Source organism: Microbacterium aoyamense (assembly GCF_023155855.1).
GTDB classification, from domain to species: Bacteria; Actinomycetota; Actinomycetes; order Actinomycetales; family Microbacteriaceae; genus Microbacterium; species Microbacterium aoyamense.
This window is the reverse complement of sequence record NZ_JAKNUT010000007.1, coordinates 170786-194535: the sequence shown is the minus strand read 5'-3', so window position 1 is coordinate 194535 and position 23750 is coordinate 170786. Positions and strand designations below refer to the sequence as shown.

Here is a 23750-nt window from a genome sequence, read left to right as displayed (position 1 = left end):
CCTGCACGTCACGTGTCCCTGCAATGATGAGGGGATGATCGGACACGACGTGCTCGACGCCGGCCTCGGCGATGCGGATGATGACGACTTCGACCAGTCGGAGGATTTCGACGCGCAGCTGCCAGACGGTCGCTATCTCGACCGCGAGCTGAGCTGGCTCGCGTTCAACCAGCGCGTGCTCGAGCTGGCCGAGGACCCTGCACTGCCGCTGCTCGAGCGCGCGAACTTCCTCGCGATCTTCGCGAGCAATCTCGACGAGTTCTTCATGGTCCGCGTCGCCGGCCTCAAGCGCCGCATCATCACGGGGCTCGCAGTACCGACCAATGTCGGCCGGGCGCCCGCCGACGTCCTCGCCGACATCTCGGGCGACGCGCACGCGCTGCAGCTGCGGCATGCGGATGCCTGGACGTCGCTCGTCCAGCCGGGGCTCGCCGATTCGGGCATCGAGATCGTCGGCCACGATGCACTCGACGAAGAGGAGCGCGACCGGCTCTACGACTACTTCCAGGCGCAGGTGTTCCCGGTGCTCATGCCGCTCGCGGTCGACCCGGCGCATCCGTTCCCCTACATCTCGGGCCTCTCGCTCAACCTCGCGATCCGCATCCGCAACGCCCGCACGGGTCGCCAGGAGTTCGCGCGTCTCAAGGTGCCGCCGATGCTCCCCCGGTTCGTCGAGGTCTCGCGCGCGGGCGACAAGGTGCGCTACCTCCCGCTCGAGGAGCTGATCGCCCATCACCTCGAAGACCTCTTCCCGGGCATGGAGATCCTCGATCACCACACCTTCCGCCTCACGCGCAACGAAGACGTCGTGATCGAGGAGGACGAGACCGAGAACCTCATCCAGGCGCTCGAGGCCGAGCTGCTGCGGCGCCGGTTCGGTCCGCCGATCCGGCTCGAGGTCACCGACGACATGGACGACCTCACCCTCGATCTGCTGATCGATGAGCTCGACATCACGGAGCAGGAGGTCTACCGTCTGCCGGGTCTGCTCGACCTGCGCGCCCTGTTCGATCTGGGCAAGCTCGACCGGCCCGAGCTGCGCTTCCCGCCGCATGTGCCGACGACCGCGGTCGCCTTCCAGCCCGCCGAGCAGAACGGGCGCGCCGACCTCTTCGCCGCGATCCGCAAGGCCGATGTGCTGGTGCACCATCCGTACGAGTCCTTCGCGACGAGCGTGCAGGCCTTCCTCGAGCAGGCGGCCCGTGACCCGCACGTGCTCGCCATCAAGCAGACGCTGTACCGCACGTCGGGCGACAGCCCGATCGTGCAGGCGCTCATCGACGCGGCCGAGGCGGGCAAGCAGGTTCTGGCTCTCGTCGAGGTGAAGGCCCGCTTCGACGAAGCCGCCAACATCGTGTGGGCGCGCAAGCTCGAGAAGGCGGGCGTGCACGTCGTCTACGGCCTCGTGGGGCTCAAGACGCACTGCAAGCTCGCGCTGGTCATCCGAGAAGAGGACGGCAAGCTGCGCAGCTATTGCCACATCGGCACGGGCAACTACAACCCGAAGACGAGCCGCATCTACGAGGACTTCGGTCTCTTCACGACCGACGAACAGGTCGGTCGCGACCTCACGCGCCTGTTCAACGAGCTGTCGGGCTACGCGATCGAGAAGAAGTTCAAGCGCCTCCTCGTCGCACCCCTTCACCTGCGCAAAGGACTGCTGCGCCTCATCGACAAGGAGCGCCGCAACGCCCTCGCGGGCAAGCCCGCGGCCGTGCGGATCAAGGTCAACTCCATGGTCGACGAGCAGATCATCGACGCCCTGTACCGCGCGAGCCAGGCCGGTGTGAAGGTCGAGGTGTGGGTGCGGGGCATCTGCTCGCTCAAGCCGGGCGTCGAGGGGCTGAGCGAGAACATCACGGTGCGCAGCATCCTGGGCCGCTATCTCGAGCACTCGCGCATCTTCTCGTTCGAGAACGACGGCGACCCGCAGATCTACATCGGCAGCGCCGACATGATGCACCGAAACCTCGACCGCCGCGTGGAGGCTCTCGTGCGCGTCGTCGCGCCGACGCACCTGAAGGAGCTCACGGCCCTCTTCGACTTCGCGATGAGCGACTCGACCAGCTCGTGGCACCTCGGCCCCGACGGCGTGTGGACGCGGCACAACCTCGGCGAGGACGGCAAGCATCTCGCGGATCTGCAGGATCGCACGATGAGCAGCGTCCAGCGACGCCGTCGGGCGAGGGCCGTGCGATGAACGGGGCTCTGACGACGAGAGTGGTGCGATGACCGAGACCGCCGTCTACGCGGCGGGGGGCGTGGTCTGGCGACTCGTCGACGACAAGATCATGGTGCTGCTGATCCACCGGACGCGGTACCGCGACGTCACGCTGCCCAAGGGCAAGGTCGATCCCGGCGAGATGCTCGCCGAGACGGCGGCGCGAGAGATCTTCGAAGAGACCGGCATCCGTGTCGCGCTCGGCGTGCCGGTCGGCGTCTCGCGGTACCGTCTGCCCAGCAAGCGCACGAAGATCGTGCACTACTGGGCGGCCGAGGCGACAGAGCCCGCGATCCGCGCGTCGGCGTTCGTGCCCAACAAGGAGATCGCAGCGATCGAGTGGGTCGCGCTTCCGAAGGCCGCCAAGCGGATGAGCTACCCCGTCGACGTCGAGATCATCGAGAACTTCTCGCGACTCGTCGGCGACGGCATCCTGCGCACCTTCCCGCTCATCGCGCTGCGGCATGCGAAGGCGCTCCCCCGCGAGGAATGGGACGGCAAGGATGACGCGGCCCGCCCGCTCGCGCCCCGGGGCCGCCGGCAGGCCGACGCGATCGTGGGCCCTCTCCTGGCCTTCGGTGCTCGGAAGATCATCTCGAGCCCCGCTGTCCGGTGCGTCAAGACGGTCAAGCCGCTCGCGCTCGCCCTCGGCCGCAAGATCGACAAGACCGACCTCATCAGCCAGGACACCTGGGAAGAGGGGAAGTCCGACGCGCGCACCCTCGTGGGCCAGCGCGTGCGATCACGCAAACCCGCCGTGGTCTGCAGTCACGGGCCGGTGCTTCCCGACATCCTGAGCGAGATCGCTCTCGCCACCGGCACGCTGCGCGGCTCGTACCTCGGCAGTGCATCCGCATTGGAGCCCGCGGCCTTCTCGGTCGTGCATCTCTCGGTCGACAACCCCGGTTCGGGCATCGTCGCGATCGAGACGCACGCGCCCAAGGTGTAGATCCGCGCGTTCCATGCGCGCGAATCGACCCTGAGCCGTTCATCTCCCGTTCACCATCCGAGCGCACTCTCTTAAGAGTCCGCGCCTACGTTTCAGAGCGTGCCCCGCACCGGGCTCATCTCACGAGGCTCACCCGTGCCTCGTTCCCTGACACGTGAAGGATTCACACAGTGAAGATCTCCCGCATCGCCCAGGTGGGCGCTGTCGCCGCTATCGCGGCCCTCACTCTCGCCGGTTGCGCCTCGAACGAGGGCGGCACCGGCGGCGGCGAAACCGACGCCCCCGTCTCGGACCTCTCCGGCGAGATCGCCGGTGGCGGCGCGTCGTCGCAGGAGGTCGCGGTCCAGGCCTGGACCGCCGGCTTCCAGACCGCCAACCCCGACGTGACGATCACCTACGACCCCGCCGGCTCCGGCGCGGGCCGCGAGTCGTTCCAGGCGGGCGCCTTCGCGTTCGCGGGCTCGGACCGCGCGTTCACGACAGACGAGATCACCGAGGGCCCGTGGGACGCGTGCGTCGACGGCTCGGGCATCATCGAGCTCCCGACCTACATCTCGCCGATCGCGGTGATCTTCAACATCGAGGGCGTGGACGAGCTCAACCTCGACGCCGCCACGATCGCCGGCCTCTTCGCCGGCACGATCACCAACTGGAACGACCCGGCGATCGCCGCTCTCAACGAGGGCGTCACGCTCCCCGACCTCGCCGTCACGCCGGTCCACCGTCAGGACGACTCGGGCACGACCGAGAACTTCACCGACTACCTCTTCCAGGCAGCGCCCGACGTGTGGACCTCGGAGCCCGACGGTGTCTGGCCGCTCTCGAGCGGTGAGGCCGCCAACGGCACCTCCGGCGTCGTGACCTCGGTCTCGGGTGGCAACGGCACGATCGGCTACGCCGACGCGTCGCGCGCTGCCGAAGAGGGTCTCTCGACGGCCGCCGTCCAGGTCGGCGACGAGTTCGTCTCGTACTCGCCCGAGGCCGCTGCCGCGATCGTCGACGAGTCGCCGTTCGCCGAGGGCCGCGAGGACGGCGACCTCGCCATCGAGCTGCACCGCACCTCCGAGGCCGCGGGCGTCTACCCGATCGTCCTCGTCAGCTACATGATCGCGTGCAAGGAGTACGCCGACCCGGCCGTCGCCCCGGTCGTCAAGGGCTTCCTCTCCTACCTCGCGAGCGCTGAGGGCCAGGATGCCGCGGCAGCCGCGGCCGGCAACGCGCCGATCTCCGACTCGCTCCGCGAGCAGGTCGACGCCGCGATCGACCTGATCGTCACGGAGTAATCCTCTGATGCCCGGTCCGGCGGAGTCCGCCGGACCGGGCATCCTCCTGAAAGCACCCGCACCCGCGAAACGGAAGCCATGACGACGACAACCGCCCCGACCGCCCCGAAGGTCAAGACGCGGGCCGGCGACCGCTGGTTCTCGGGCACGGCGCTCGCTGCCGGCTCGATGATCCTCGTGACGCTCGCCGCCGTCGCGATCTTCCTGATCGTCCAATCGATCCCCGGCCTCTCGGCCACCGGAGAGACCGCATCGATCCTCAGCAGCGCCGACAACTTCTGGGCCTACGTCGGCCCGCTCGCCTTCGGCACCATCTGGGCATCCATCCTCGCCCTCGTCATGGCGGTGCCGCTCGCGATCGCCGTCGCGCTCTTCATCTCGCACTACGCGCCGCGGCGCCTCGCGCAGGGCCTCGGCTACGTCGTCGACCTGCTGGCCGCCGTTCCCTCCGTCGTCTTCGGCCTGTGGGGCATCCTCGTCCTCGCGCCCGCGGTGCAGCCCGTCTACGCGTGGCTCAACACCTACATGGGCTGGTTCCCCCTCTTCGGCGGAACCGTCTCGAGCACGGGCCGCACGATCTTCACCGCGGCGATCGTGCTCGCCGTCATGGTCGTGCCGATCATCACCGCCATCTGCCGCGAGATCTTCCTGCAGACGCCGGTCCTCCACGAAGAGGCCGCGCTCGCCCTCGGCGCCACGCGCTGGGAGATGGTGCGCATGGCCGTCTTCCCCTTCGCCCGCAGCGGCATCGTCTCGGCGTCCATGCTCGGCCTGGGCCGCGCTCTGGGCGAGACGATGGCCGTCGCGATGGTGCTCTCGATCTCGGGCCGCATCACCTTCCAGCTGTTCACGTCCGAGAACCCTGGAACGATCCCTGCGAACATCGCGCTGAGCTTCCCCGAGGCCTACGGCCTCAACATCAACGTCCTGATCGCGACGGGTCTCATCCTCTTCATCGTCACCTTCGCGGTCAACGCCGGCGCCCGCTGGATCGTCAACCGCCGCAAGGAATTCTCGGGAGCCAACTGACATGACCACGACAGCTCCTTCGCAGACCCCGTCGTCCCTCTCCCGACCGTCGGCCCGCCTGACCAGCGGTCACCTGCCGAAGTGGGGCACGTGGGGCGTCCTCGGCCTCGCCCTGGTCGTCTCCGGCATCCTCTTCGCGCTCACCGCCGTCGCAGGCGGCAGCGAGTTCAACGTCGCCGGCTGGCTCGTCGTCACGGCGCTCGCCTACCTCGTGCTCATCACGATCATCTCGAGCATGGTCGAGGGCCGCCGCAAGGGCGTCGACCGTCTCGTGACGGGCGTCGTCGCGACCGCCTTCCTCATCGCGATGGTGCCGCTCATCTCGGTCGCCTACACGGTCATCGTGAACGGCATCGCCGGCATCTCGGCCGAGTTCTTCACGAGCTCGATGCGCAACGTCGTCGGCGAGGGCGGCGGCGCGCTGCACGCGATCGTCGGCACGCTTCTCATCACCCTCGCGGCCGCCGTCATCTCGATCCCGATCGGCATCTTCACCGCGATCTACCTCGTCGAGTACGGCCGCGACAACCGCCTGGCGCGCGGCATCACGTTCCTCGTCGACGTCATGACGGGCATCCCCTCCATCGTCGCGGGCCTCTTCGCCTACGCCCTGTTCGTCGTGTTCTTCGGACCCGGCATCCGCATGGGCATCATGGGCTCGGTCGCCCTGGCCGTGCTGATGATCCCGGTCGTCGTGCGCTCGACCGAGGAGATGCTCCGCCTCGTGCCGAACGAATTGCGCGAAGCGTCGTATGCGCTCGGCGTGCCGAAGTGGCTCACGATCGCGAAGGTCGTGCTGCCGACATCCATCGCCGGCATCACGACGGGTGTCATGCTCTCGATCTCGCGCGTCATCGGCGAGACCGCTCCCCTGCTGTTGACGGCGGGCGTCACGACGTCGATGAACTACAACCTGTTCGAGGGACGCATGATGACCCTCCCCGTGTTCGCGTACACGCAGTACATGAACCAGGGAATCCCCGCGTGGGCCTACGTCGACCGCGCGTGGGCGGCCGCCCTGACGCTCATCGTCATCGTCATGCTGCTCAACCTCATCGCGCGGCTCATCGCCAAGGTGTTCGCGCCCAAGCTCGGCCGCTGATCGCAGCGACCGGCATTCATACGAAGCTTTCACCCGAAGAAGAACCAGAGGAATCGTGTCCAAGAGCATCGAAGTCAACGACCTGAACGTCTACTACGGCGACTTCCTGGCCGTCGAGGGCGTCTCGCTGAGCATCGAGCCGCGCAGCGTCACCGCCTTCATCGGCCCGTCCGGCTGCGGCAAGTCCACCTTCCTGCGCACGCTCAACCGCATGCACGAGGTCATCCCCGGCGCACGCGTCGAGGGCAGTGTGCTGCTCGACGGCGACGACCTGTACGGTGCCGCCGTCGACCCCGTGCTCGTCCGCCGCCAGGTCGGCATGGTGTTCCAGCGCCCGAACCCGTTCCCGACGATGTCCATCAAGGAGAACGTGCTCGCGGGCGTGAAGCTCAACAACAAGCGCATCTCGAAGGGCGACGCCGATGCCCTCGTCGAGAAGTCGCTGCAGGGCGCGAACCTGTGGAACGAGGTGAAGGACCGCCTCGACAAGCCCGGTTCGGGACTCTCGGGCGGTCAGCAGCAGCGCCTCTGCATCGCCCGCGCGATCGCCGTCTCGCCCGAGGTCATCCTGATGGACGAGCCGTGCTCGGCCCTCGACCCGATCTCGACCTATGCGATCGAGGAGCTGATCGGCGAGCTCAAGAGCGACTACACGGTCGTCATCGTGACGCACAACATGCAGCAGGCCTCGCGCGTGAGCGACAAGACGGCGTTCTTCAACATCGCCGGCACCGGCAAGCCCGGCAAGCTCATCGAGTACGACGACACAAAGACGATCTTCACGACGCCGAGCGTTCAGGCGACCGAGGACTACGTCTCGGGACGATTCGGGTAAGAACACCTGCTTCCTCGACGATGGCCCCTGCTCCGGCGGGGCCTTCGTCGTCGGATCACTCCCGGTGCGGTCCGATCGCCATTTCGAGGAGGGATGCCGCAAGCATCTCCGGCGTGTCCTGTCCGGGGCTCCAGCCGGTCGCGATGAGCTGCTGATAGCCGACGACGGCAGCGACGAGAGTCGTCGCTCGGCGACGCGACTCTGCCGCGTCGAAACCGAGTTGAGCGAGGACGCTCGCGACGAACGCGACACGTCGCTCCGTCACGCGCGCGACGGCGTCCACCACGCCGTTGCGCTCTGCAGCGGTGAAGAGGGTGGCTTCTCCCCCGCGGTCGGGGGTGCGCGTGGTCACGATCCGAACGAGCCGCTCGAGTCGTTCGCGAGGATCATCGCTCTCGTCGACGATCCCGATGACGGCGCTCGTCTCGCTGTCCTCCCAGCGATCGAGAACAGCATCGACGAGTTCGGCGCGGTCGGCGAAGTGCCAGTAGAACGAGCCCTTGGTCGCACCGATCTCGCGGGCGACCGGTTCGACACGCACGGCGTCGAGTCCGTTGTCCGCGAAGTGCCGGTACGCGGCATCCACCCAGTCCTCACGCGACAGCCTTGCCATGTCCGTACGCTACCGTATAGTCTCTTCCGCGCCACCATACGGGTGCGTATGCAAAGAGGAGGCACGGATGCGACAGCCGGCGTTCTGGTCGCTCGCCCTGGCCGAGATCACGGATCCCGACTTCACGCACGTCGCGATCGGGGTGCTCCCCGCGCATGCGACGGCCGACCCCGCCGCATGGGCTCGCGCGCTCCTCTCGCGCGACGCGCTCCCCCGCTGGATCGCCGGGCTGCTCTACCTGCACGGGATCGCGCTGCGCGCGGCGGGACGCTCGGCCCGCTGCGACCGCTTCCGCCTCGGCCGCGTCGAGGGCGACGAAGCGCTCATCTCGCTCGACGGGCGCCGCCTCGATCTGCGGGTCGGCGTCGGCGTCGACGAGGACCGCGCGCTCGTGCGCGTCGTGACGGCCGGCCGCATCAAGGGAGGACGAGCGTGGTCGTGGCCCGTGCGGTCCGTGCTGCCGATCCTCGTGCGGCGGATGATCGACAGGTCACGGCGCGACCTGTCCGGCGTGACGCGGTGACTAGTCCCGAGGAGTGAGGAGATAGCGGTTGAACGCCTGCGTGAGCCCGCTGTCGAGCTCGATCCGCGTGTCGTCGATCGCGGTCACGGGCGCGGCGAGGCGCACGCTCGAGACGAGCCAGGCGGCGTCGGCGCGGGCGAGGAGGTCGACCGGGATGAGCTCCTCCGCCGTCTCGTACCCCTCCTCGCGCAAGTGATCGAAGAGACTCTGCTGCGTCGTTCCGCGCAGGATGCCGCCGGTCGGCGCGGGAGTCGTGAAGCGATCGCCGAACTTGAGGATGAGGGATGCCGTCGGCGCCTCGAGCACGTAGCCGTCCGAGGTCACGAAGATCGCGTCATCCGCTCCTCGAGCCTTCGCCTCGCGGATCGCGGCCATGTTCACGGCGTACGAGAGCGTCTTGGCGCCCAGGAGCAGCCACGGTGCGCGGTCGGGCACGTCGCTCGCGTAGCCGCGATCGAGGGTCACGACGCGGATGCCCTGCGTGCGCGGCACGGTGAAGTCGGCGGCGGCGGATGCCGTCACCCACGCCGTCGGCGCGGGTCCGTGCTCGACACCGCGACTCAGGATGAGCTTGATGACGCCCTCGCCGCGCCGCTCGCCGTGCTCTGCGGCGCGTGCGACGGCCTGCCGCCATTGCTCGAGGTTGGGCGCGGGCAGGTCGCAGATCTCCGCCGAGTGGGCCAGTCGATCGAGGTGCGCGGCGACCTCCTGCGGGTGGCCGTCGACGACGCCGATCGACTCGAAGATGCCGTCCCCGCGCTGCGTGCTCAGTTCGCCCACGCTGAGCGCGGGCTCGGCCGGGTCGATCGTGCGGAAGGTGGCCGAGAAGTCGCGGCGGTCGTCGTCGACGCCTGCCGGCTGGATCACGAGCGCGAATCGCCAGGTCATGACACGAGCCTATGTGTTCGGGAATGCCCCGGGCACAGAAGTGCCGGGCCGCAGAACGCCTCTGTGCCGTCACCGGCTGCGCCGGGAGAGTCGCTCCGCGTCCCGGCGAAGAAAGTGCCGGGCCGCAGAACGCCTCTCGGCGCGGAGCCGCTCGTAGCGGCAGAAGATGGAGCCCGGGGTTACTGCGGCCCGGCTGAATCAGTGTAACGGAGCGGAGGGTGCGAGCATTCCCGCAGGGCGCTCACGTGAGCCCATCCCGGCGCCAGAGGCCCGCACAGGCCGTGAGGTCGCGCGCGTAGGACGACAGCCGCAACGCGCGCGTCGTAAGCGCCGAGGCGCGATCGGGTTCGGTGGGCTCGTAGTCGTCGGCGAGGTGCGTGGCACCGGATGCCTCGACCCGGCAGAACGCGGCGGCCCGTTCGAGCGCGATCGCGAAGTCGCCCTCGAAGACGCCCCGCAGGATCGTGTCGATGAGCGAGACGAGCTCGTCGGGGCCCGCGGGAGCGGGCGCTCCGGCGACAACCGGGTCGACCGAATCGAGGCGCACACGACCGCTCTCGTACAGCAGGGCGGCCGTCGCCGGATCGTCGTGGATCATGCGCTGAAGCAGATAGAGCCGCCACAGCGCACCCGGCAGCGACACGGCCGGTGACCGCGACCAGAGTTCGGCGATGTCATCCATTCCGTGCACATCGGTGAAGGTGACGAGCCGGTCGACCACGGCGCCGGACGCGTCGTGTCGCGCACGAGCGAGGAGCGCTTGCGCGGTCGAATGCGCGATGCGCGAGACCTCGGCGGGGTCGTCTCCCGCGTAGTAGCGGTCGAAGACCTCGGCCGGTCGGCGGACGGGCTTGTGGTAGTCCCTTTGCGCGTCGCTCACCGATCCAGGCTACGCCTGGTTGATGCGCACGTGGTTTCCGGCGGGGTCTCGGAACGCGGCATCGCGCGGTCCCCAATCCTGCACGATCGGCTCCTGCAGCACTTCGGCGCCCGCTGCGCGCAGGCGCTCGAACGTCGCGTCGAGGTCGTCGGTCGTGAAGACGTAGGGTCCGGGGCCGACTCCCTTCACCACGAGGCGCGTGAGCGCATCGCCGTCTTCGGGCGAGCGTCCCGCCCCGGGGTCCGAGATGACGAGCGCGGCGCCCGCCTGACCGGGCAGTCCGAAGCTCACCCAGCGGTGGCCGTCGTAGGCGACGTCGTTGACGATCTCGAGGCCGAGGCCGTCGCGGTAGAACGGAATGGCTGCGTCGACGTCGTCGACCGTGATGGGGCAGAAGGCGAGGCTGATGTTCGACATGCCTCCACGGTACGAGGGGCGCGACATCCGCGCTTCTTCGATCCTGCTCAGTCCGCAGGGCGCGGGGTCAGCACATAGCGCGTCGGGCGCGTGAGGATCTTCGCGATGCACAACGGCATCGCCTCGGCGGCGTCGTGATCGCGTGCGCGATACGCGCTGGGCGTCTCGCCCACGATCTCAGTGAAGGTCGAGCTGAACGACCCGAGCGACGTCGCACCGACGGCGGTGCAGGCATCCGTCACGCTGGATCCGGCGCGCAGCAGCGCCATCGCGCGCTCGATCCGCCGCGTCATGAGGTATGCGTACGGGGTCTCGCCGTACGCGGTCTTGAACTCGCGCGAGAAGTGCGCGGGCGACATGAGCGCCTTCGCTGCCATCGTGGGCACGTCGAGGGGCTCGGCGTAGTCACGGTCCATCAGGTCGCGCGCACGCCGCAGGTGCACGAGGGTCTGCGGGGACTGGGGACCGGATGCCACGTCCCCAACGGTACTCGGCGGATCAGGCCGTCGGGATCGCGACGATCGGCTCCGTCGTCGGCGTACCGCTGGGCGACCCGCCGGCCTGCTCGACCGTGATGGCGATCGTGTCGCCGGCCTGCATCGGCTCATCGAGCAGCGTCGTGGTCGAGGTGGGTCCGGAGGCATCGAACGTGCCCGCCGACACGGGTGTGCCGTCCTCACGCACGAACCACATCTCGAACGTCTCGCCCGTGGGGATGGACGCGAGACCGTCTGTGACCAGAACCGCCTTGCCCAGCGACTCCGACCAGTGAGCGGTCGCCGTGCCGCCGCCGGCCACCTCGGCGGTCGCGCTCAGGGCGTCGGGTGCGGACTCGATCTCGGCGAGCGCGACGACCGCGGGCGGCCGGTTCAGCCACTGTCCGAGCGATGCGGCACCGAAGCCGATGACGACAAGAAGGATGAGGGATGCCGCGAGCCCGAGGAGTCCGCGGGTCCAGTTGCGCCGCGAGACGGCCTGCATCATGGCCGTGTTCGGTGCCGGCTCGACGCTCCGCGTCTCGTCTGTGATCGGCGCGTCCGGCGTCGGTGCGGCCGGGATGACGTCATCCACCGTCTCGATCGGCTGTGTCTCGACGAGCACGACGTTCTGCGGGAGCGGAGGAAGCGGCGGCACGATCGGCGCGTCCGCAGCCGCGGGCGTGGAGGCTTCCTCGGGGGCGTCCTGCGGCGTGGAGGCGATCTGCGACAGAAGCGTTCCGCGCAGGGTGAGCGGCGGGGCGACCGGCGTGACGGACTCCGCGAGCAGTGTGACGGTCGCGGCATCCGCCTTGACGACATCGGCCCACTCCGGATGCTCGGACAACGCGCGCTCGAAAGCGTCGCGGTCCTCGGGCGACAACGCACCCAGCGCATACCCCGCCGAAAGATCGGCGAACTCTTCGAAGTTCATGTCGTCACCCCCATCTCGATTCGCAGGCGGGACAATCCGTCCCGCATCCTTGTCTTCACCGTGCCCAGCGGCGCCCCCACCAGGGCCGCGATCTCGCTCTGAGAGTAGCCGCCGAAGTAGGCGAGGGTCAGCGCTTCGCGCTGCACCTCGGGCAGGGCGGAAAGGGCCGTCTGGACCTTCTCCCCCTCGATCTTGAGTTCCACCTGCTCCGCGACGCCGTCATGGGCGACGTCGAGGTCTCGGAAGCCCACGCGGACGTCGCGATCGCTGCTCGCCTGCGACGACCGGACCCGATCGACCGCGCGGCGGTGAGCGATCGTGAAAACCCACGATCTCCCCTGACCTCTGTTCGGAGTGAAGCGCGCGGCGGATTGCCAGATCTCGAGGAAGACCTCCTGCAGCACCTCTTCGCTCTGCGAGCGATCGACGAGCACACGGAGGATGAGTCCGAAGACGCGCGCGGAGAGCAGGTCGTAGAGGCGAGCGAATGCTCCTTGATCGCCCTCGGCGACGCGCTGGAGAAGATCGCCCGCGCGATCTGCGGGCTCGGTGCCGTCATCGGGCACCTCGAGTCCGTCGATGACCATGGCACAAGCATGCCCTACTCCCCTCGGATCCCCGTGTTCCGCCGCGAACCCTCGCGTCATCCGAGCGGTGCGGGTATGCTGTCTGCCCTTTTTCGCGCGCGTGAACCCGCGCGCGAGCGCCATCGCTCCCGACGAGTCTCCAATCCGTTCCCGCCCCCGTGGCGAACCCCTGTTGTGCGCCGCTTCCCGGTGCTTCACACAGCGAATCCCCTCGGGGTTTCAACCACACGGAGGAAGACTCATGCTCAGCAAGAGGAAGAAGATCTCGGCGGGCCTCGCTCTCGCATTCGGAGCGGCGCTGGCACTTTCGGCCTGTTCGATGGGCGGAACCGCTGCCCCGTCCGAGTCCGCGCCGATGGCCGAGGAGACGATGGCGCCCGAGACGATGGATCCGGCGGCGAACCTCGTCGGTCCCGGCTGCGCCGCCTACGCCGAAGCCGTTCCGGACGGCGCCGGCTCCGTCGCGGGCATGGCCCTCGACCCCGTCGCCACGGCGGCATCCAACAACCCGCTCCTCACGACGCTCGTCGCCGCGGTCAGCGGGCAGCTCAACCCCGAGGTCGACCTCGTCGACACGCTCAACGGCAGCGAGTTCACGGTCTTCGCACCGGTCGATGAGGCCTTCGCCAAGATCGACCCCGCGACGATCGAGGCGCTCAAGACCGACTCGGCCACACTGTCGTCGATCCTGACGTACCACGTCGTCCCCGGCCAGATCGAGCCCGGCGACATCGCCGGCACGCACACGACCGTCCAGGGCGCCGACCTCGAGGTCACCGGTTCGGGCGACGACCTGATGGTCAACGGCTCCTCCGCTGTGATCTGCGGTGGCGTGCAGACCGCCAATGCGACCGTCTACCTCATCGACACGGTGCTGATGCCCCCGATGTAAGACGGCCCTGCCGACCCTTCCGGGGGGCTCGGTCGGCGGCAAGAGGCCCGTGGTGATCTTAAGACACCACGGGCCTCTCGCCGTGCCCGGCGTGAGCGCGAGAACGCCAGTTGTCGCCCGCGCGAGTGAGCGTGGCGATCGCGTGGCAGTTGCGGCAACGCACATCGCATTTCGCGATCTCCGCCTCGACCTTCGCGAGGGAGTAGCCGTCCTTGACCATGCGCATGACGTCGAGCCGCTTCTCGGTCCCCGGGCGATGATCGAAGTCGAGCACCCGTATGTCGGCGTTGCCGCAGTCGACGCAAGGGTGCTCACGCAGGTACGCGGCGAGGAAATCCTTGGATGCACGACGCTGCTCGGCCGTGCGTGCCACGATCGTTCTGACGTGCTCCTCGCGGTTGCGTTCGTAGTACCGCCGAGACGCTTCGCGGTTGCACTCACGGCACACTTCCTGCAGGCCGTCAGGGCGTGACGCTTTTCGGTTGAAGTCCGTGAAAGGCTTAGACTGCCGACACGTGCCGCAGGTCTTCATCGGCACCATTCCTGACGCCCCCGTAGCTCAGAGGCAGAGCAACCGGCTTTTAACCGGTGGGTCGAGATATCGTAATTCTCCGGGGGCACGCGTCCGTTCTACGCCCGGCATCCGACACCCGCTCAGTCGAGTTCGATCTCGTAGTGCACGAAGCCCGTGTCGGTCGCGACCCTGTCGTAGAGGGTGCGTGCGGTCGTGTTGTGCGATTGCGTGAGCCAGTAGACCTTGGATGCCGCGGCAGATCGCGCCCAGTCGGTCACCGTCCCGATGAGCGCGCGACCGACTCCCCCGCCGCGGACGTCGGGTGCGACGAAGAGGTCTTCGAGGTAGACGTAGGGGCCGACGCTCCACGTCGCGGGATGCGCGAACCAGTGCACGATGCCGACCGCTCTGCCCGCGTCATCCCGGGCGATCGCGCCGTGAATGGGATGATCGGGATCCGTGATCCGCTCGAACGTCAAGGCGGTCTGCTCAGGCGAGAGCGAGGACTCGTAGAACTCGAGGTAGGCGAGCCACAGGGGCAGCCAGTCGTCGCGGTCGGCGGTGATGAGAGGACGGATGCTGGTCACGCCCCGAGATTACCCGCGCCTCGTCGATCCATTGCGGACAATTTCTGTCCTGTATGCGCGAGACGATGATCGTGTCAGAGAGGAACCCCATGACCGACCAGCCGACTTCCGTCCCCGCGGCCCCCGCCGGATCGAACACCGTCAACCCGTTCATCATGACCGACGACGCCGCGGGCCTCATCGCCTTCGTGGTCGGCGTCTTCGGCGCGATCGATGTGCCCGAGGCGCGCACGCTCGAGGCCGACGGGCTGATCCTGCACTCCGAACTGCTCATCGGCGACTCCATGATCACGATCGCCGATCGTCAGACCGACTGGCCGTACACGCCCGCATTCACGCGGGTGTACGTCGACGACGTTCCCGCGACGCTCGAGCGGGCGGTCGGGCTCGGCGCGCGCATCGTCACCGAGCCGACCGACTTCTGGGGCGACGTCTTCTCGCGGTTCGCCGACCCGTTCGGCAACCTCTGGTGGGTCTACTCGCACACGCCGGCGGACGACGCCGCGGGCGAGTGGGGTGCAGAGCCGGACGCCGAGCAGGAGGATGCCTCGTGGGAGTCGTTCACTTCGCCCGAGCTCGAGTACATCCACTCGACTCTCATCGACGCGATGCGGGCTCTGAAGGACCCACGGGCCGGCTCAGAGGGCTGATCGCGCGGTCCGGTGGGCGTGCGCGCTCAGGTCGCTCCCCCGCCGCGCGAGGAAGTCTTCGAGCCGCGCGGGATCGACGCGTCCGATCTCGCGCAGCGCGACGCCGACGTTCGTCTGCACGAGGTGCTCCGGATCGCCGGCGAGGATCTCGCACAGCGCGAGGGGATCATCGAGGTCGCGCGCGCGGATGATCCAGAACGCCGCCGTGATCGCCATACGGCGGTGCCAGCGGTCCGTCGATCGCGCGAGGTCGAACAGCACATCGCGCGGCTTGTCGAGCAGGTAGAGGCCGACGACGCGGGGCGCGGCGCGATCGATGTAGTCCCACGTGTCGATGCGATCGATGTTGCGCATCCACACGTCGTAGAGCGCCGCGCGATCGACCCCCTTCGTCCGAGCCTTGAAGTCCAGGATCGACACGCCGACCATCCGCTCCTCGTACGCGTCGGAAGCGAGCAGAACCTCCACCTCTCCAGCGGCATCCCGGAATTCCGCTTCGCGATATCGAACACCGTCCCCATCCGCACGCCGATGACCCGCGTGGCGTCGTCGGTCATGCGCTTGCGGATCTTGGTGCGTTCGTCGATGGATGCCTCGGCTTTCAACTCCGCGGTCACCTCCGCCGCCGTCGGCTCGCTCATGGGCGCTTGAGCATCTCGATCTCGAGGCCGATCGGCCCGTGGATCGTCCGACCCGTGGGCTCGTAACCGAGCTTGCGATAGGCCTGTTGCGCGCGCATGTTGCGCACGTGCGTGTCGAGCGAGAATTCCGCGGACCCGAGACCGGCGGCCCATGCCTCGCCGGCGGCGAACAGCTCGCCGAGCAGTCCCGTGCCGCGATGATCGTCGGCGACGTACACGGCGACCATCTGGGCTCTGCCGGACGGATTCGCGCGGCCGAAGTAGTCCTCGGCACCGGGCTCCGGGCGCAGCACCGTGACGGTCCCGACCAGCCCGGCATCCGTCTCGGCGACGAACTGCGCGACGCGTTCGCTCGTCGCACCGGATACGGCGCGGTCCTCCCAGAAGTCATCGTCGCGGGCCGCTGCCTGCGCGCGCGTCTCGAGGAAGGCGATATCGGCGGCGGGGTCCAGGAGCGCGCCCAGCCGCAGCTCGCGGATGGCGGATGCCTCGTCGGCGCGGATGCGACGGACCTCAGGCACCGGACTGGGCGAGTTCTGCTCCGGCGTGCGCGAGCTCGGCGAGCGCCGCGTCGCTCGACTCGGGAGCGACGCCGGCCACGAGGTCGGTGAGGATCCGCACGTGCCGCCCATGCTCGATGGCATCGAGCGCCGACGCACGCACGCAGTAGTCGGTCGCGATGCCCACGACATCGACGTCGACGACGCCGTTCTCCTCGAGCAGGTGGGCGACCGATTCGCCGTCGTCGGTGACGCCCTCGAAGAGCGAGTACGCGGGCTCGCCCTGCCCTTTCTTGACGTGGTGGGTCACGGCATCCGTCGACAGCGCCGGGTCGTACTCCGCGCCCTCGGTGCCGCTCACGCAGTGCACAGGCCACGTGTCGACGTAGTCGGGTTCGTGGTGGAAGTGCCCGCCGTTGTCGCCCTGCGCATCGTGCCAGTCGCGGGATGCCACGATCACGGCGTAGTCGTCCGCGTGCGCCTCCAGGTGCCGCGTGATCGCCGCGGCGACGGCATCCCCGCCCTGCACACCGAGTGCACCGCCCTCGGTGAAATCGTTCTGGACGTCGACGATGAACAGCGCCTTGCTCATGAGTCGAGCGTACGCCGGTACTCCGCACGGGTCAGCGGGTGGCCGTCTTCGGCGGCCGGCTGCGTCGCCGAAGGCGGGGTCTCAGCGACCGCGTCGCGCTTCGAGAGCTTCGACGGCCACCAGATCGCGCGCCCGATGTCGTACGACAGCGCGGGCACGAGGAGCGAGCGCACGACGAAGGTGTCCAGCAGCACGCCGAAGGCGACGATGAACGCGATCTGCGCGAGGAACAGGATCGGGATGACGCCGAGTGCCGCGAATGTCGCGGCCAGCACGAGCCCCGCCGACGTGATCACCCCGCCCGTCGCGACGAGCCCGCGCAGGATGCCGGGTCTCGTGCCGTGCACGAGCGACTCCTCGCGTACGCGCGACATCAGGAAGATGTTGTAGTCCACACCGAGCGCCACGAGGAAGACGAACCCGTAGAGCGGCACGGCGGGGTCAGCCCCCGGGAAGTGGAAGACGCCGTCGAAGACCAGCGCGCTCACCCCCAGTGCCGTGCCGAACGACAGGATGACGGTGCCGATGAGCAGCAGCGGTGCAACGAGAGAACGCAACAGCAGCATCAGGATCAGCAGGATCACGAGCAGGATCACCGGGATGATGACGGTGCGATCCCGGATCGAGGTGTCGTTCGAGTCGATGTCGGTCGCCGTCTCGCCGCCGACGAGGGCGTCGGTGCCGTCGAGTGCCGCCCGCAGCTCTCGCACCGTGTCCTCCGCGGCGACGGAGTCCGCGGCATCCGTCAGCGTGCCGATCACGAGCACGTCGCCGTCCGACACCGCAGGCGTGGGCGCGGGCGTCCCCGGCGGACCCTGCGCGGCGAAGACCGGCTGGCCGTCTTCGATCGTGACGGACGCCTGACCGGAGGGCGCGTCGTCGGATGCCACGGCCACCGACTCGACGCCGTCGCTGTCCTCCAGCACCGAGACGGTGTCGACGAGCTCGTCCTGGGGGACGATGACGTAGACGGGGCTGCCCGACCCGGCGGGGAAGTGCTCCGCGAGCACATCCTGCCCGTCACGCGCCTCGGACGCCCCCAGCACGAGATCGCTCGAGGGCACGCCGTCGGCCTTGAGCTGCGTCACGCCGACGGCGCCGGCGAGCAGCACGACGGTGCAGACGATCCACACGGTGCGGGCGTGACGCGCGACGAAGCGCGCCTGACGCGGCCACAGACCCTTGACAGGCTGAGTGAGATCGTCGGGGATCGTCGCGAGCTCGTGCTTCGGGATGAACGGCCAGAACGCCGCGCGGCCGACGAGAGCGAGGAGGGCCGGCAGGAACGTGAGCGCCGACAGGACCGAGAAGGCGATGCCGATCGAGGCGATCGGTCCGAGGGCGCGGTTGGTCGCGAGATCGGACAGCAGCAGGCACAGGAGGCCCGCGATGACCGTTCCGCCGGAGGCGAGGATCGGCTCGAAGGATCCGCGCCACGCCTGGACCGTGGCATCCCACCTGCGCGCGCCGGTCGCGACGGCCTCGCGGAACCGCGCGACGTACAGGAGAGCGTAATCGGTCGCCGCGCCGATCACGAGGATGAACAGGATGCCCTGCACCTGCCCGTTGAGCACGACGATGCCCGCGTACGCCAGCCACCACACGGTCAGGAGGGCCACGCACAGCGCGAAGACGCTCGTCAGGAGCACGAGGATCGGCAGCAGCGGCGAGCGGTAGACGATCACGAGGATGATGAAGACGGCGATCAGCGCGACGCCGAGCAGCAGCCCGTCGATGCCGAGGAACCCCTCCACGAGGTCGGCGGTGAAGCCCGCGGGTCCGGTGACCCAGGACTCCAGTCCGCTCGGCAGCTCGTCCGCGAGCAGTGCGCGGATGTCCTCGACCGTCTGGGGCACTTCACCCGTCGAGTCGATCGGGACGAAGATCTGCGCGGCGTCGCCGTCGTCCGAGACGATCGGCGGCGACACGCCGTCCTGCACGCCGTCGAGCGCGGCGATGTCGTCGGCCACGGTCTGCAGATCGGCGAGGTCGTCGTCGGCGAGTTCCTCCTCGCCCGTGACCACCACGACGGCCGGGATGCTGTCGGATCCGAGGAAGTCGGGCAGTCGCTCGGAGACCTGCGTCGCATCCGCGCTCTGCGGCAGGAACGACGAACGGTCGTTGGTCGAGACCTCGTCCACTTTCCCGAAGAAGGGTCCGCCGATGGACCCGCCGACGAACCAGAGCAGGACGAGAAAGACCGGGATGCCGATGCGCAGCCAGCGGGTGGGTGCCTTCGACGCGTGGTGAGGTTTCGCCATATCGCTAGCTTATCTAGCGAAATGGCCGTTCGCGAACACTCTCTAGGCTGATCGGATGCTGTCCGCCGTCATCGCGCTCGTCGGAGCCGTCGTCTACGGTTCCGCCGACTTCTTCGGCGGGCTCGCCGCTCGTCGGCTGCGTTCGATCGTCGTGACGGCGATCTCGGCCTTCGCAGGACTCGTCGCCCTCGTGATCGCTCTACCGGTCATGGGCGGCGCGTGGTCCCTGGAAGATGTGCTGTGGGGCGTGCTCGCCGGCGGATTCGGCATCGTCGCGATCGCCCTCCTGTACGCGTGCCTCGCGATCGGACCCATGAGCATCCTCTCGCCCCTCACGGCGGTCGTCTCGGCGATCGCACCCATGGTCTGGGGGCTGACGATCGGTGGCGAGACTCTTCCCCCGCTCGGCTACGCGGGGCTGGCGGTCGCGCTCGTCGCCGTCGTACTGGTGGGCTTCATCCCGGGCGAGAAGGTCGTGCGCCCGCAGGCGCGCGGCGTGCTGATGGGTATCGGTGCGGGCCTGGCGATCGGCGCCTTCCTCATCGTGATGGACAACACGGGAGGCGACAGCGGGATCGTTCCGCTGCTCATGAGCCGCGTCACGAGCACCGTCGTCACGACGCTCATCGTGACAGCCCTCGTGATCGTCGCGGTGCGTCGGGGCCGGGCTGCGGCGACGGTGCTGGATGCCGCGGGCGCGCCGCTCGGATCGACGCCATCAGGGCGAGCCGACCTCGAGCACGTCGAGACGCCGACGCTCTCCGTGCAGATCACCCGCGTGCGGGCCCTGTGGTTCGCCGTGATCTGCGGAGTGCTGGATGCCGCGGCCAACGCGCTCATGCTCGTGGCGCTGCGCCTCGGCGATCTGTCGATCGTGTCCGCGCTCACGGCGCTCTACCCCGCGGGGACGATCCTCCTGGCCGCCGTCGTGCTCCGCGAGCGCGTCGCGCCCGTGCAGTGGATCGGGCTCGCCCTCGCCCTCGTCGCGGGAGGGATGCTCGGCGTCGCGTGAGCGTCAGCGCACGAAGAGCATCACGATCGATCCCACCGCGGCGATCGCGCCGACGGCGATGAGGCCGATCGCGAGCCACATCAGCAGTCGGACCAGCGGCGAGCCCTTCGTGAGCCGCATCCGGTCGTCACGGCCGAGGCGGACGAAGACGTCGCCCGTCTCGCGCCCGGCCAGCGCCTTCTCCTGGTCGTGCGTGAGCCGCGCCGAGCCCACGCGACCCTCATGACCGAACCAGCGCGCGATGCGCCCGTGCGGGTCGTCGGCGAGGACCGCCTGCGCGGGAACCCATGTTCCGTCGGCGAGCTTCGCGATGATCGCGAGCAGTGCGACGAACGCCCCCGCACCGAGACCCACCCACGTGAAGATCTCGAAGATCGCGTCGATCGCGTGATCGGGCACGGCGCTCCTCGGTCTCGGGATACGCAAGAGGCCCGGAAGTCCGGGCCTCTCGTGGTCTGAGCCACCTGTGGGAATCGAACCCACGACCTATTCATTACGAGTGAATCGCTCTGCCAGCTGAGCTAAGGCGGCGCACATCACTCACGCGATGCACGATCAACCATCTTACAGGGTCGAGGGAGCACTCGCGAACACGAGGAGCGTCAGTGCCCGCGGCATCCGCCCGTCACTCGCACGTGATGTCGGACTCGGGAACCGTTCCGTCGAGCAGGTACGACTCGACGGCGTCGTCGACGCACGCGTTGCCCTTGTTGAAGCCCGTGTGGCCCTCGCCGACGCGCGTGACGAGCACGCCTGACGCGAGCTGCTCGGCGAGCGCGACGGACCACTCGTACGGCGTCGCGGGATCGTTCGTCGTGCCGACCACGAGGATCGGCGCGGCACCTTCGGCCGCGATCGGCTCACGCACTCCCGTCGGCGGGTACGGCCACACCGAGCACGAGTCGGGGCCGAACCAGTAGGGCGCGACGGTCGGCGCCTCGGCCTCGAGCGTCGCCTGCGCCGCCGCGAGGTCTGCGTCGTCGGAGTCGACGGGGTAGTCCATGCAGTTGTACGCGCGGAAGGCCTCGGACGAGTTGTCCTGGTAGACGCCGTCGACGCGGTCGTAATAGAAGTCGACGAGGACCCAGGCGAACTCGGGGTCGCCGCGCAGCACATCCGTCAGAGCCTGGGTGAGGTACGGCCAGTTGTCCTGTGTGTACAGCGCCGTGACGATCGCCTGCAGCAGTGCGTCCGCGCCGAGCATGCGGCCGTCGGCGGCCTCGAGCGGTCGCTGGTCGACGCTCGCGAGGAGAGCCCCGAGGTCGGCCATCGCCTCGTCGGTCGTGCCGCGGAACGGGCAGTCGCTCGTCGTGAGGCAATCGGCCATGTACGCGCGCAGCGCCGACTCGAAGCCGATGCCCTGGGTCACGTTGACGTCGAGGCCCGACACGGCGGGGTCGATCGCGCCATCGAGCACGAGCCGCCCGACGCGCTCGGGGAACAGCTTCGCGTACGTCGCGCCGAGGAAGGTGCCGTACGAGTACCCGAGGTAGTTCAGCTGCTTGTCGCCCAGCACGCCGCGGAGGAGATCCATGTCGCGCGCCGCCTGATCGGTCGTGATGAACGGCAGGATGCCGTCACTGTTCGCGTCGCACGCGTCGGCGAAGGCCTCGTGCTTCTCGATGAGCGCATCGCTCCACTCGTCGGAGCCGCGGGCTCCCGGCACGAGGTCGAAGAGGTAGGCATCCATCTCGGCGTCGTCGAGGCACGTGACGGCGGTGGACTCCCCCACACCGCGAGGATCGAAGCCGATGACGTCGTAGCGCTCCTGGAGCGCGTCGCCGACGGCGAAGTCGACCGAGTCGCGGATGAGCGAGACGCCGCTCGCCCCCGGCCCCCCGGGGTTCGTCAACAGCGAGCCGATGACGTCGCCGCCCGTCGCGCGGTGGCGGATGACCGAGAGTTCGATCTCGCCGGCATCGGGGCTCGTCCAATCGAGGGGCGCGGTGACCGTCGTGCAGTCGAATCCGCTCCCGCAGTCGGTCCATGCGAGCTCCTGCTCGTAGAACGGCAGCAGATCCGCGTCGATGCCCTCGGTGTCGGGCGCGAGGCTCGACCCCGGCCGCGCGCCCGTCTCGGGGATGAGTGCGTAGAGGCAGCCGCTGAGAGCGAGGGATGCCGCGGCGAGCCCCGCCACGACGGCGGCGGTGCGTCGCAGACGCGCGGAGAGGGTGTGACTCACGGGGTCCTTCCGCTCGCGACGGTCACGAGCATGCTTTCGAGGGCGAGGGTGGGGGCGACGTTCTGTTCGAGGTTGCGCCGCGTCTCGGCGATCCGGTCGACGACGACGAGCGTCCGCTCGACGGGCCATGCGGAGGCGACCTGTCGCAGCTCGGCGTCGAGCTCGCGGTTGATGAGCTCGTCGTCGCGCCCGAACTGGAGCATCAGAACGTCGCGGAAGAGGGACTGCAGATCGGTGAGCACGCGGTCGATCCCGTCGCGCAGGCTGCGCGTCGCGCGCCGCTTCTGCTCCTCTTCGAGGGCGTTCAGCTGCGCGCGGACGGCCGGCGGAACGGCTCCGCCCTCGGGGATCCCGAGGGTGCGCAGCAGACCCGAGCGCTCGGCGTCGTCGCGCTCCGCGGTGAGTGCTTTCGCGTCATCCGTCGCGACCTGCACGATGCGGCCGGCGACCTCGACGGCGCCGTTGACGCCGCGGACGCCGAGAACGGCGCGCAGCGTCTCGTCGCGGCGCTCGCGGGCCGCGGCATCCGTCGCCAGTCGCTGCGCCATGCCGATGTGGCGCTGCGCGTGCCGTGCCGACCGCTCCGCGATGCCGGCATCGACGCCGGTGCGCTCGACGATGAGTCGCGCGACGTCCTCGACCTCGGGATCCCGCAGCCGCAGCGTGCGCACGCGCGAGCGGATCGTCGGCAAGAGATCCGCATCGCTCGGGGCGCACAGCACCCAGACGGTGCGCTCGGGCGGCTCTTCGAGGGCCTTGAGCAGCACGTTGGAGGTGCGCTCGGCCATGCGGTCGGCGTCCTCCATGACGATCACGCGATAGCGGCCGAGCGAGGGCGAGAAGTACGACCGCTCGACGAGCGCACGTGCGTCCTTGATCGAGATGATGACGCCCTCGGTGCGGAGTGCCGTGAGATCGGGATGCGTGCCGGCGAGCACTTGGCGCATCGCCGGCTCGTCCCCGGGCTCGGCGATCAGGGCTGCCGCGAACGCGTAGGCGAGCGTCGAGCGGCCCGAGCCCGGAGGGCCGGTGATGAGCCAGGCGTGCGTGAGATCGGCGGGATCGGATGCCGCGGCGCGCAGCGCCTGGACGGCGTCGCTCTGCCCCCACACTGCACCCCAGGGCAGCGTTCCCGAGGATTCAGGGACCACACGGTCGGCGAGGGCCTCGGCATCCATTCGT

At 69.0% G+C, this 23750-nt stretch carries 26 protein-coding genes and 2 tRNA genes; 11 read left to right on the top strand and 17 right to left on the bottom strand.

Annotated elements, in window-relative coordinates; translation table 11 throughout:
* Positions 1-34 precede the first annotated feature (34 nt).
* The 6 genes from MA876_RS17100 (at position 35) to pstB (ending at position 7419) form a co-directional block, all read left to right on the top strand.
* Positions 35-2200, top strand: coding sequence for an RNA degradosome polyphosphate kinase (locus MA876_RS17100; protein WP_248152398.1), 2166 nt, complete (start codon positions 35-37; stop codon positions 2198-2200).
* Between the two features lie 28 nt (positions 2201-2228).
* Complete coding sequence (locus MA876_RS17095; protein ID WP_248152391.1) at positions 2229-3170, top strand: NUDIX hydrolase; 942 nt, start codon at positions 2229-2231, stop codon at positions 3168-3170.
* A gap of 170 nt (positions 3171-3340) precedes the next feature.
* Complete coding sequence (pstS, locus tag MA876_RS17090) at positions 3341-4453, top strand: phosphate ABC transporter substrate-binding protein PstS (RefSeq protein WP_248152389.1); 1113 nt, start codon at positions 3341-3343, stop codon at positions 4451-4453.
* 78 nt (positions 4454-4531) lie between these two features.
* Positions 4532-5482: a phosphate ABC transporter permease subunit PstC gene (pstC, locus tag MA876_RS17085; RefSeq protein WP_248152387.1), complete on the top strand. Its 951-nt coding sequence runs from the start codon at positions 4532-4534 to the stop codon at positions 5480-5482.
* A gap of 1 nt (position 5483) precedes the next feature.
* The gene (gene pstA / locus MA876_RS17080; protein ID WP_248152385.1) at positions 5484-6584 is read left to right on the top strand and encodes a phosphate ABC transporter permease PstA; all 1101 of its coding nucleotides are present in this window, start codon (positions 5484-5486) and stop codon (positions 6582-6584) included.
* A 55-nt stretch (positions 6585-6639) separates the two neighbouring features.
* Positions 6640-7419: a phosphate ABC transporter ATP-binding protein PstB gene (gene pstB / locus MA876_RS17075; protein ID WP_248152384.1), complete on the top strand. Its 780-nt coding sequence runs from the start codon at positions 6640-6642 to the stop codon at positions 7417-7419.
* A 55-nt stretch (positions 7420-7474) separates the two neighbouring features.
* Here the strand turns inward: pstB and MA876_RS17070 are convergent, their stop codons facing one another.
* On the bottom strand, positions 7475-8032 hold the full coding sequence (locus MA876_RS17070; RefSeq protein ID WP_248152369.1) for a TetR/AcrR family transcriptional regulator: 558 nt from the start codon (positions 8030-8032) through the stop codon (positions 7475-7477).
* A gap of 67 nt (positions 8033-8099) precedes the next feature.
* Here MA876_RS17070 and MA876_RS17065 point away from each other — a divergent pair, with 67 nt between their 5' ends.
* Positions 8100-8555 carry a DUF2867 domain-containing protein gene (locus MA876_RS17065; RefSeq protein WP_248152367.1) on the top strand — a complete coding sequence of 152 codons (456 nt, stop codon included), beginning with the start codon at positions 8100-8102 and terminating at the stop codon, positions 8553-8555.
* Here MA876_RS17065 and MA876_RS17060 read toward each other — a convergent pair whose 3' ends face one another.
* The 6 genes from MA876_RS17060 to sigK all read right to left on the bottom strand — a co-directional run bounded on the left by MA876_RS17060 (position 8556) and on the right by sigK (position 12737).
* Positions 8556-9443, bottom strand: coding sequence for an aminodeoxychorismate lyase (locus tag MA876_RS17060; protein WP_248152365.1), 888 nt, complete (start codon positions 9441-9443; stop codon positions 8556-8558).
* Between the two features lie 241 nt (positions 9444-9684).
* Positions 9685-10323: a DNA-directed RNA polymerase subunit beta gene (locus MA876_RS17055; protein ID WP_248152364.1), complete on the bottom strand. Its 639-nt coding sequence runs from the start codon at positions 10321-10323 to the stop codon at positions 9685-9687.
* 9 nt (positions 10324-10332) lie between these two features.
* Complete coding sequence (locus MA876_RS17050) at positions 10333-10740, bottom strand: VOC family protein (protein ID WP_248152362.1); 408 nt, start codon at positions 10738-10740, stop codon at positions 10333-10335.
* A gap of 47 nt (positions 10741-10787) precedes the next feature.
* Complete coding sequence (locus MA876_RS17045; protein WP_248152546.1) at positions 10788-11156, bottom strand: helix-turn-helix transcriptional regulator; 369 nt, start codon at positions 11154-11156, stop codon at positions 10788-10790.
* Positions 11157-11238: 82 nt separating this feature from the next.
* Complete coding sequence (locus MA876_RS17040) at positions 11239-12150, bottom strand: anti-sigma factor (RefSeq protein ID WP_248152361.1); 912 nt, start codon at positions 12148-12150, stop codon at positions 11239-11241.
* Positions 12147-12737 carry an ECF RNA polymerase sigma factor SigK gene (gene sigK / locus MA876_RS17035; RefSeq protein ID WP_248152360.1) on the bottom strand — a complete coding sequence of 197 codons (591 nt, stop codon included), beginning with the start codon at positions 12735-12737 and terminating at the stop codon, positions 12147-12149. Before sigK ends, MA876_RS17040 begins: the two co-directional genes overlap by 4 nt.
* Before the next feature lie 241 nt (positions 12738-12978).
* Between sigK and MA876_RS17030 the strand changes: the two genes are divergently transcribed.
* Positions 12979-13629, top strand: coding sequence for a fasciclin domain-containing protein (locus tag MA876_RS17030; protein ID WP_248152357.1), 651 nt, complete (start codon positions 12979-12981; stop codon positions 13627-13629).
* A 58-nt stretch (positions 13630-13687) separates the two neighbouring features.
* On the opposite strand, the gene MA876_RS17025 is transcribed toward MA876_RS17030, so the two are convergent.
* A complete protein-coding gene (locus MA876_RS17025) occupies positions 13688-14170 on the bottom strand; it encodes a hypothetical protein (protein WP_248152354.1) in 483 nt (160 codons plus the stop codon).
* A 7-nt stretch (positions 14171-14177) separates the two neighbouring features.
* On the opposite strand from MA876_RS17025, the gene MA876_RS17020 reads away from it, so the two are divergent.
* Positions 14178-14249, top strand: a tRNA-Lys gene (locus tag MA876_RS17020).
* A 34-nt stretch (positions 14250-14283) separates the two neighbouring features.
* Here the strand turns inward: MA876_RS17020 and MA876_RS17015 are convergent.
* Complete coding sequence (locus tag MA876_RS17015; RefSeq protein WP_248152352.1) at positions 14284-14730, bottom strand: GNAT family N-acetyltransferase; 447 nt, start codon at positions 14728-14730, stop codon at positions 14284-14286.
* An 89-nt stretch (positions 14731-14819) separates the two neighbouring features.
* Here MA876_RS17015 and MA876_RS17010 point away from each other — a divergent pair, with 89 nt between their 5' ends.
* A complete protein-coding gene (locus MA876_RS17010) occupies positions 14820-15380 on the top strand; it encodes a VOC family protein (protein WP_248152350.1) in 561 nt (186 codons plus the stop codon).
* Here the strand turns inward: MA876_RS17010 and MA876_RS17005 are convergent.
* From MA876_RS17005 to MA876_RS16990, 4 genes are all read right to left on the bottom strand, one after another.
* Positions 15369-15848 carry a DNA alkylation repair protein gene (locus tag MA876_RS17005; RefSeq protein WP_248152347.1) on the bottom strand — a complete coding sequence of 160 codons (480 nt, stop codon included), beginning with the start codon at positions 15846-15848 and terminating at the stop codon, positions 15369-15371. The two genes, MA876_RS17010 and MA876_RS17005, sit on opposite strands and share 12 nt — an antisense overlap.
* 169 nt (positions 15849-16017) lie before the next feature.
* On the bottom strand, positions 16018-16542 hold the full coding sequence (locus MA876_RS17000; protein WP_248152344.1) for a GNAT family N-acetyltransferase: 525 nt from the start codon (positions 16540-16542) through the stop codon (positions 16018-16020).
* Positions 16535-17113: an isochorismatase family protein gene (locus MA876_RS16995; RefSeq protein ID WP_248152342.1), complete on the bottom strand. Its 579-nt coding sequence runs from the start codon at positions 17111-17113 to the stop codon at positions 16535-16537. The genes MA876_RS17000 and MA876_RS16995 overlap by 8 nt, the downstream gene beginning before the upstream one ends.
* Positions 17110-19374 carry an MMPL family transporter gene (locus MA876_RS16990; RefSeq protein WP_248152338.1) on the bottom strand — a complete coding sequence of 755 codons (2265 nt, stop codon included), beginning with the start codon at positions 19372-19374 and terminating at the stop codon, positions 17110-17112. Before MA876_RS16990 ends, MA876_RS16995 begins: the two co-directional genes overlap by 4 nt.
* A gap of 55 nt (positions 19375-19429) precedes the next feature.
* Here MA876_RS16990 and MA876_RS16985 point away from each other — a divergent pair, with 55 nt between their 5' ends.
* Positions 19430-20386 carry an EamA family transporter gene (locus MA876_RS16985; RefSeq protein WP_248152335.1) on the top strand — a complete coding sequence of 319 codons (957 nt, stop codon included), beginning with the start codon at positions 19430-19432 and terminating at the stop codon, positions 20384-20386.
* A 3-nt stretch (positions 20387-20389) separates the two neighbouring features.
* On the opposite strand, the gene MA876_RS16980 is transcribed toward MA876_RS16985, so the two are convergent.
* The 4 genes from MA876_RS16980 to MA876_RS16965 all read right to left on the bottom strand — a co-directional run bounded on the left by MA876_RS16980 (position 20390) and on the right by MA876_RS16965 (position 23746).
* Entirely contained in the window at positions 20390-20785 is a 396-nt protein-coding gene (locus tag MA876_RS16980; RefSeq protein ID WP_248152333.1) for a hypothetical protein, read from the bottom strand.
* A gap of 59 nt (positions 20786-20844) precedes the next feature.
* Positions 20845-20917, bottom strand: a tRNA-Thr gene (locus tag MA876_RS16975).
* A gap of 94 nt (positions 20918-21011) precedes the next feature.
* A complete protein-coding gene (locus tag MA876_RS16970) occupies positions 21012-22568 on the bottom strand; it encodes an alpha/beta hydrolase (protein WP_248152330.1) in 1557 nt (518 codons plus the stop codon).
* On the bottom strand, positions 22565-23746 hold the full coding sequence (locus MA876_RS16965) for a DNA polymerase III subunit delta' (protein ID WP_248152326.1): 1182 nt from the start codon (positions 23744-23746) through the stop codon (positions 22565-22567). Before MA876_RS16965 ends, MA876_RS16970 begins: the two co-directional genes overlap by 4 nt.
* Positions 23747-23750: the final 4 nt, after the last annotated feature.

Bases quoted from the DNA above. Each gene is read 5' to 3' on its own strand.
- MA876_RS17100 (WP_248152398.1), top strand. From the start codon at position 35: ATGATCGGACACGACGTGCTCGACGCCGGCCTCGGCGATGCGGATGAT.
- MA876_RS17095 (WP_248152391.1), top strand. From the start codon at position 2,229: ATGACCGAGACCGCCGTCTACGCGGCGGGGGGCGTGGTCTGGCGACTC.
- pstC (WP_248152387.1), top strand. From the start codon at position 4,532: ATGACGACGACAACCGCCCCGACCGCCCCGAAGGTCAAGACGCGGGCC.
- pstA (WP_248152385.1), top strand. From the start codon at position 5,484: ATGACCACGACAGCTCCTTCGCAGACCCCGTCGTCCCTCTCCCGACCG.
- MA876_RS17070 (WP_248152369.1), bottom strand. From the start codon at position 8,032: ATGGCAAGGCTGTCGCGTGAGGACTGGGTGGATGCCGCGTACCGGCAC.
- MA876_RS17065 (WP_248152367.1), top strand. From the start codon at position 8,100: ATGCGACAGCCGGCGTTCTGGTCGCTCGCCCTGGCCGAGATCACGGAT.
- MA876_RS17060 (WP_248152365.1), bottom strand. From the start codon at position 9,443: ATGACCTGGCGATTCGCGCTCGTGATCCAGCCGGCAGGCGTCGACGAC.
- MA876_RS17050 (WP_248152362.1), bottom strand. From the start codon at position 10,740: ATGTCGAACATCAGCCTCGCCTTCTGCCCCATCACGGTCGACGACGTC.
- MA876_RS17045 (WP_248152546.1), bottom strand. From the start codon at position 11,156: ATGGACCGTGACTACGCCGAGCCCCTCGACGTGCCCACGATGGCAGCG.
- MA876_RS17040 (WP_248152361.1), bottom strand. From the start codon at position 12,150: ATGAACTTCGAAGAGTTCGCCGATCTTTCGGCGGGGTATGCGCTGGGT.
- sigK (WP_248152360.1), bottom strand. From the start codon at position 12,737: ATGGTCATCGACGGACTCGAGGTGCCCGATGACGGCACCGAGCCCGCA.
- MA876_RS17030 (WP_248152357.1), top strand. From the start codon at position 12,979: ATGCTCAGCAAGAGGAAGAAGATCTCGGCGGGCCTCGCTCTCGCATTC.
- MA876_RS17025 (WP_248152354.1), bottom strand. From the start codon at position 14,170: ATGGTGCCGATGAAGACCTGCGGCACGTGTCGGCAGTCTAAGCCTTTC.
- MA876_RS17010 (WP_248152350.1), top strand. From the start codon at position 14,820: ATGACCGACCAGCCGACTTCCGTCCCCGCGGCCCCCGCCGGATCGAAC.
- MA876_RS16995 (WP_248152342.1), bottom strand. From the start codon at position 17,113: ATGAGCAAGGCGCTGTTCATCGTCGACGTCCAGAACGATTTCACCGAG.
- MA876_RS16990 (WP_248152338.1), bottom strand. From the start codon at position 19,374: ATGGCGAAACCTCACCACGCGTCGAAGGCACCCACCCGCTGGCTGCGC.
- MA876_RS16985 (WP_248152335.1), top strand. From the start codon at position 19,430: ATGCTGTCCGCCGTCATCGCGCTCGTCGGAGCCGTCGTCTACGGTTCC.
- MA876_RS16965 (WP_248152326.1), bottom strand. From the start codon at position 23,746: ATGGATGCCGAGGCCCTCGCCGACCGTGTGGTCCCTGAATCCTCGGGA.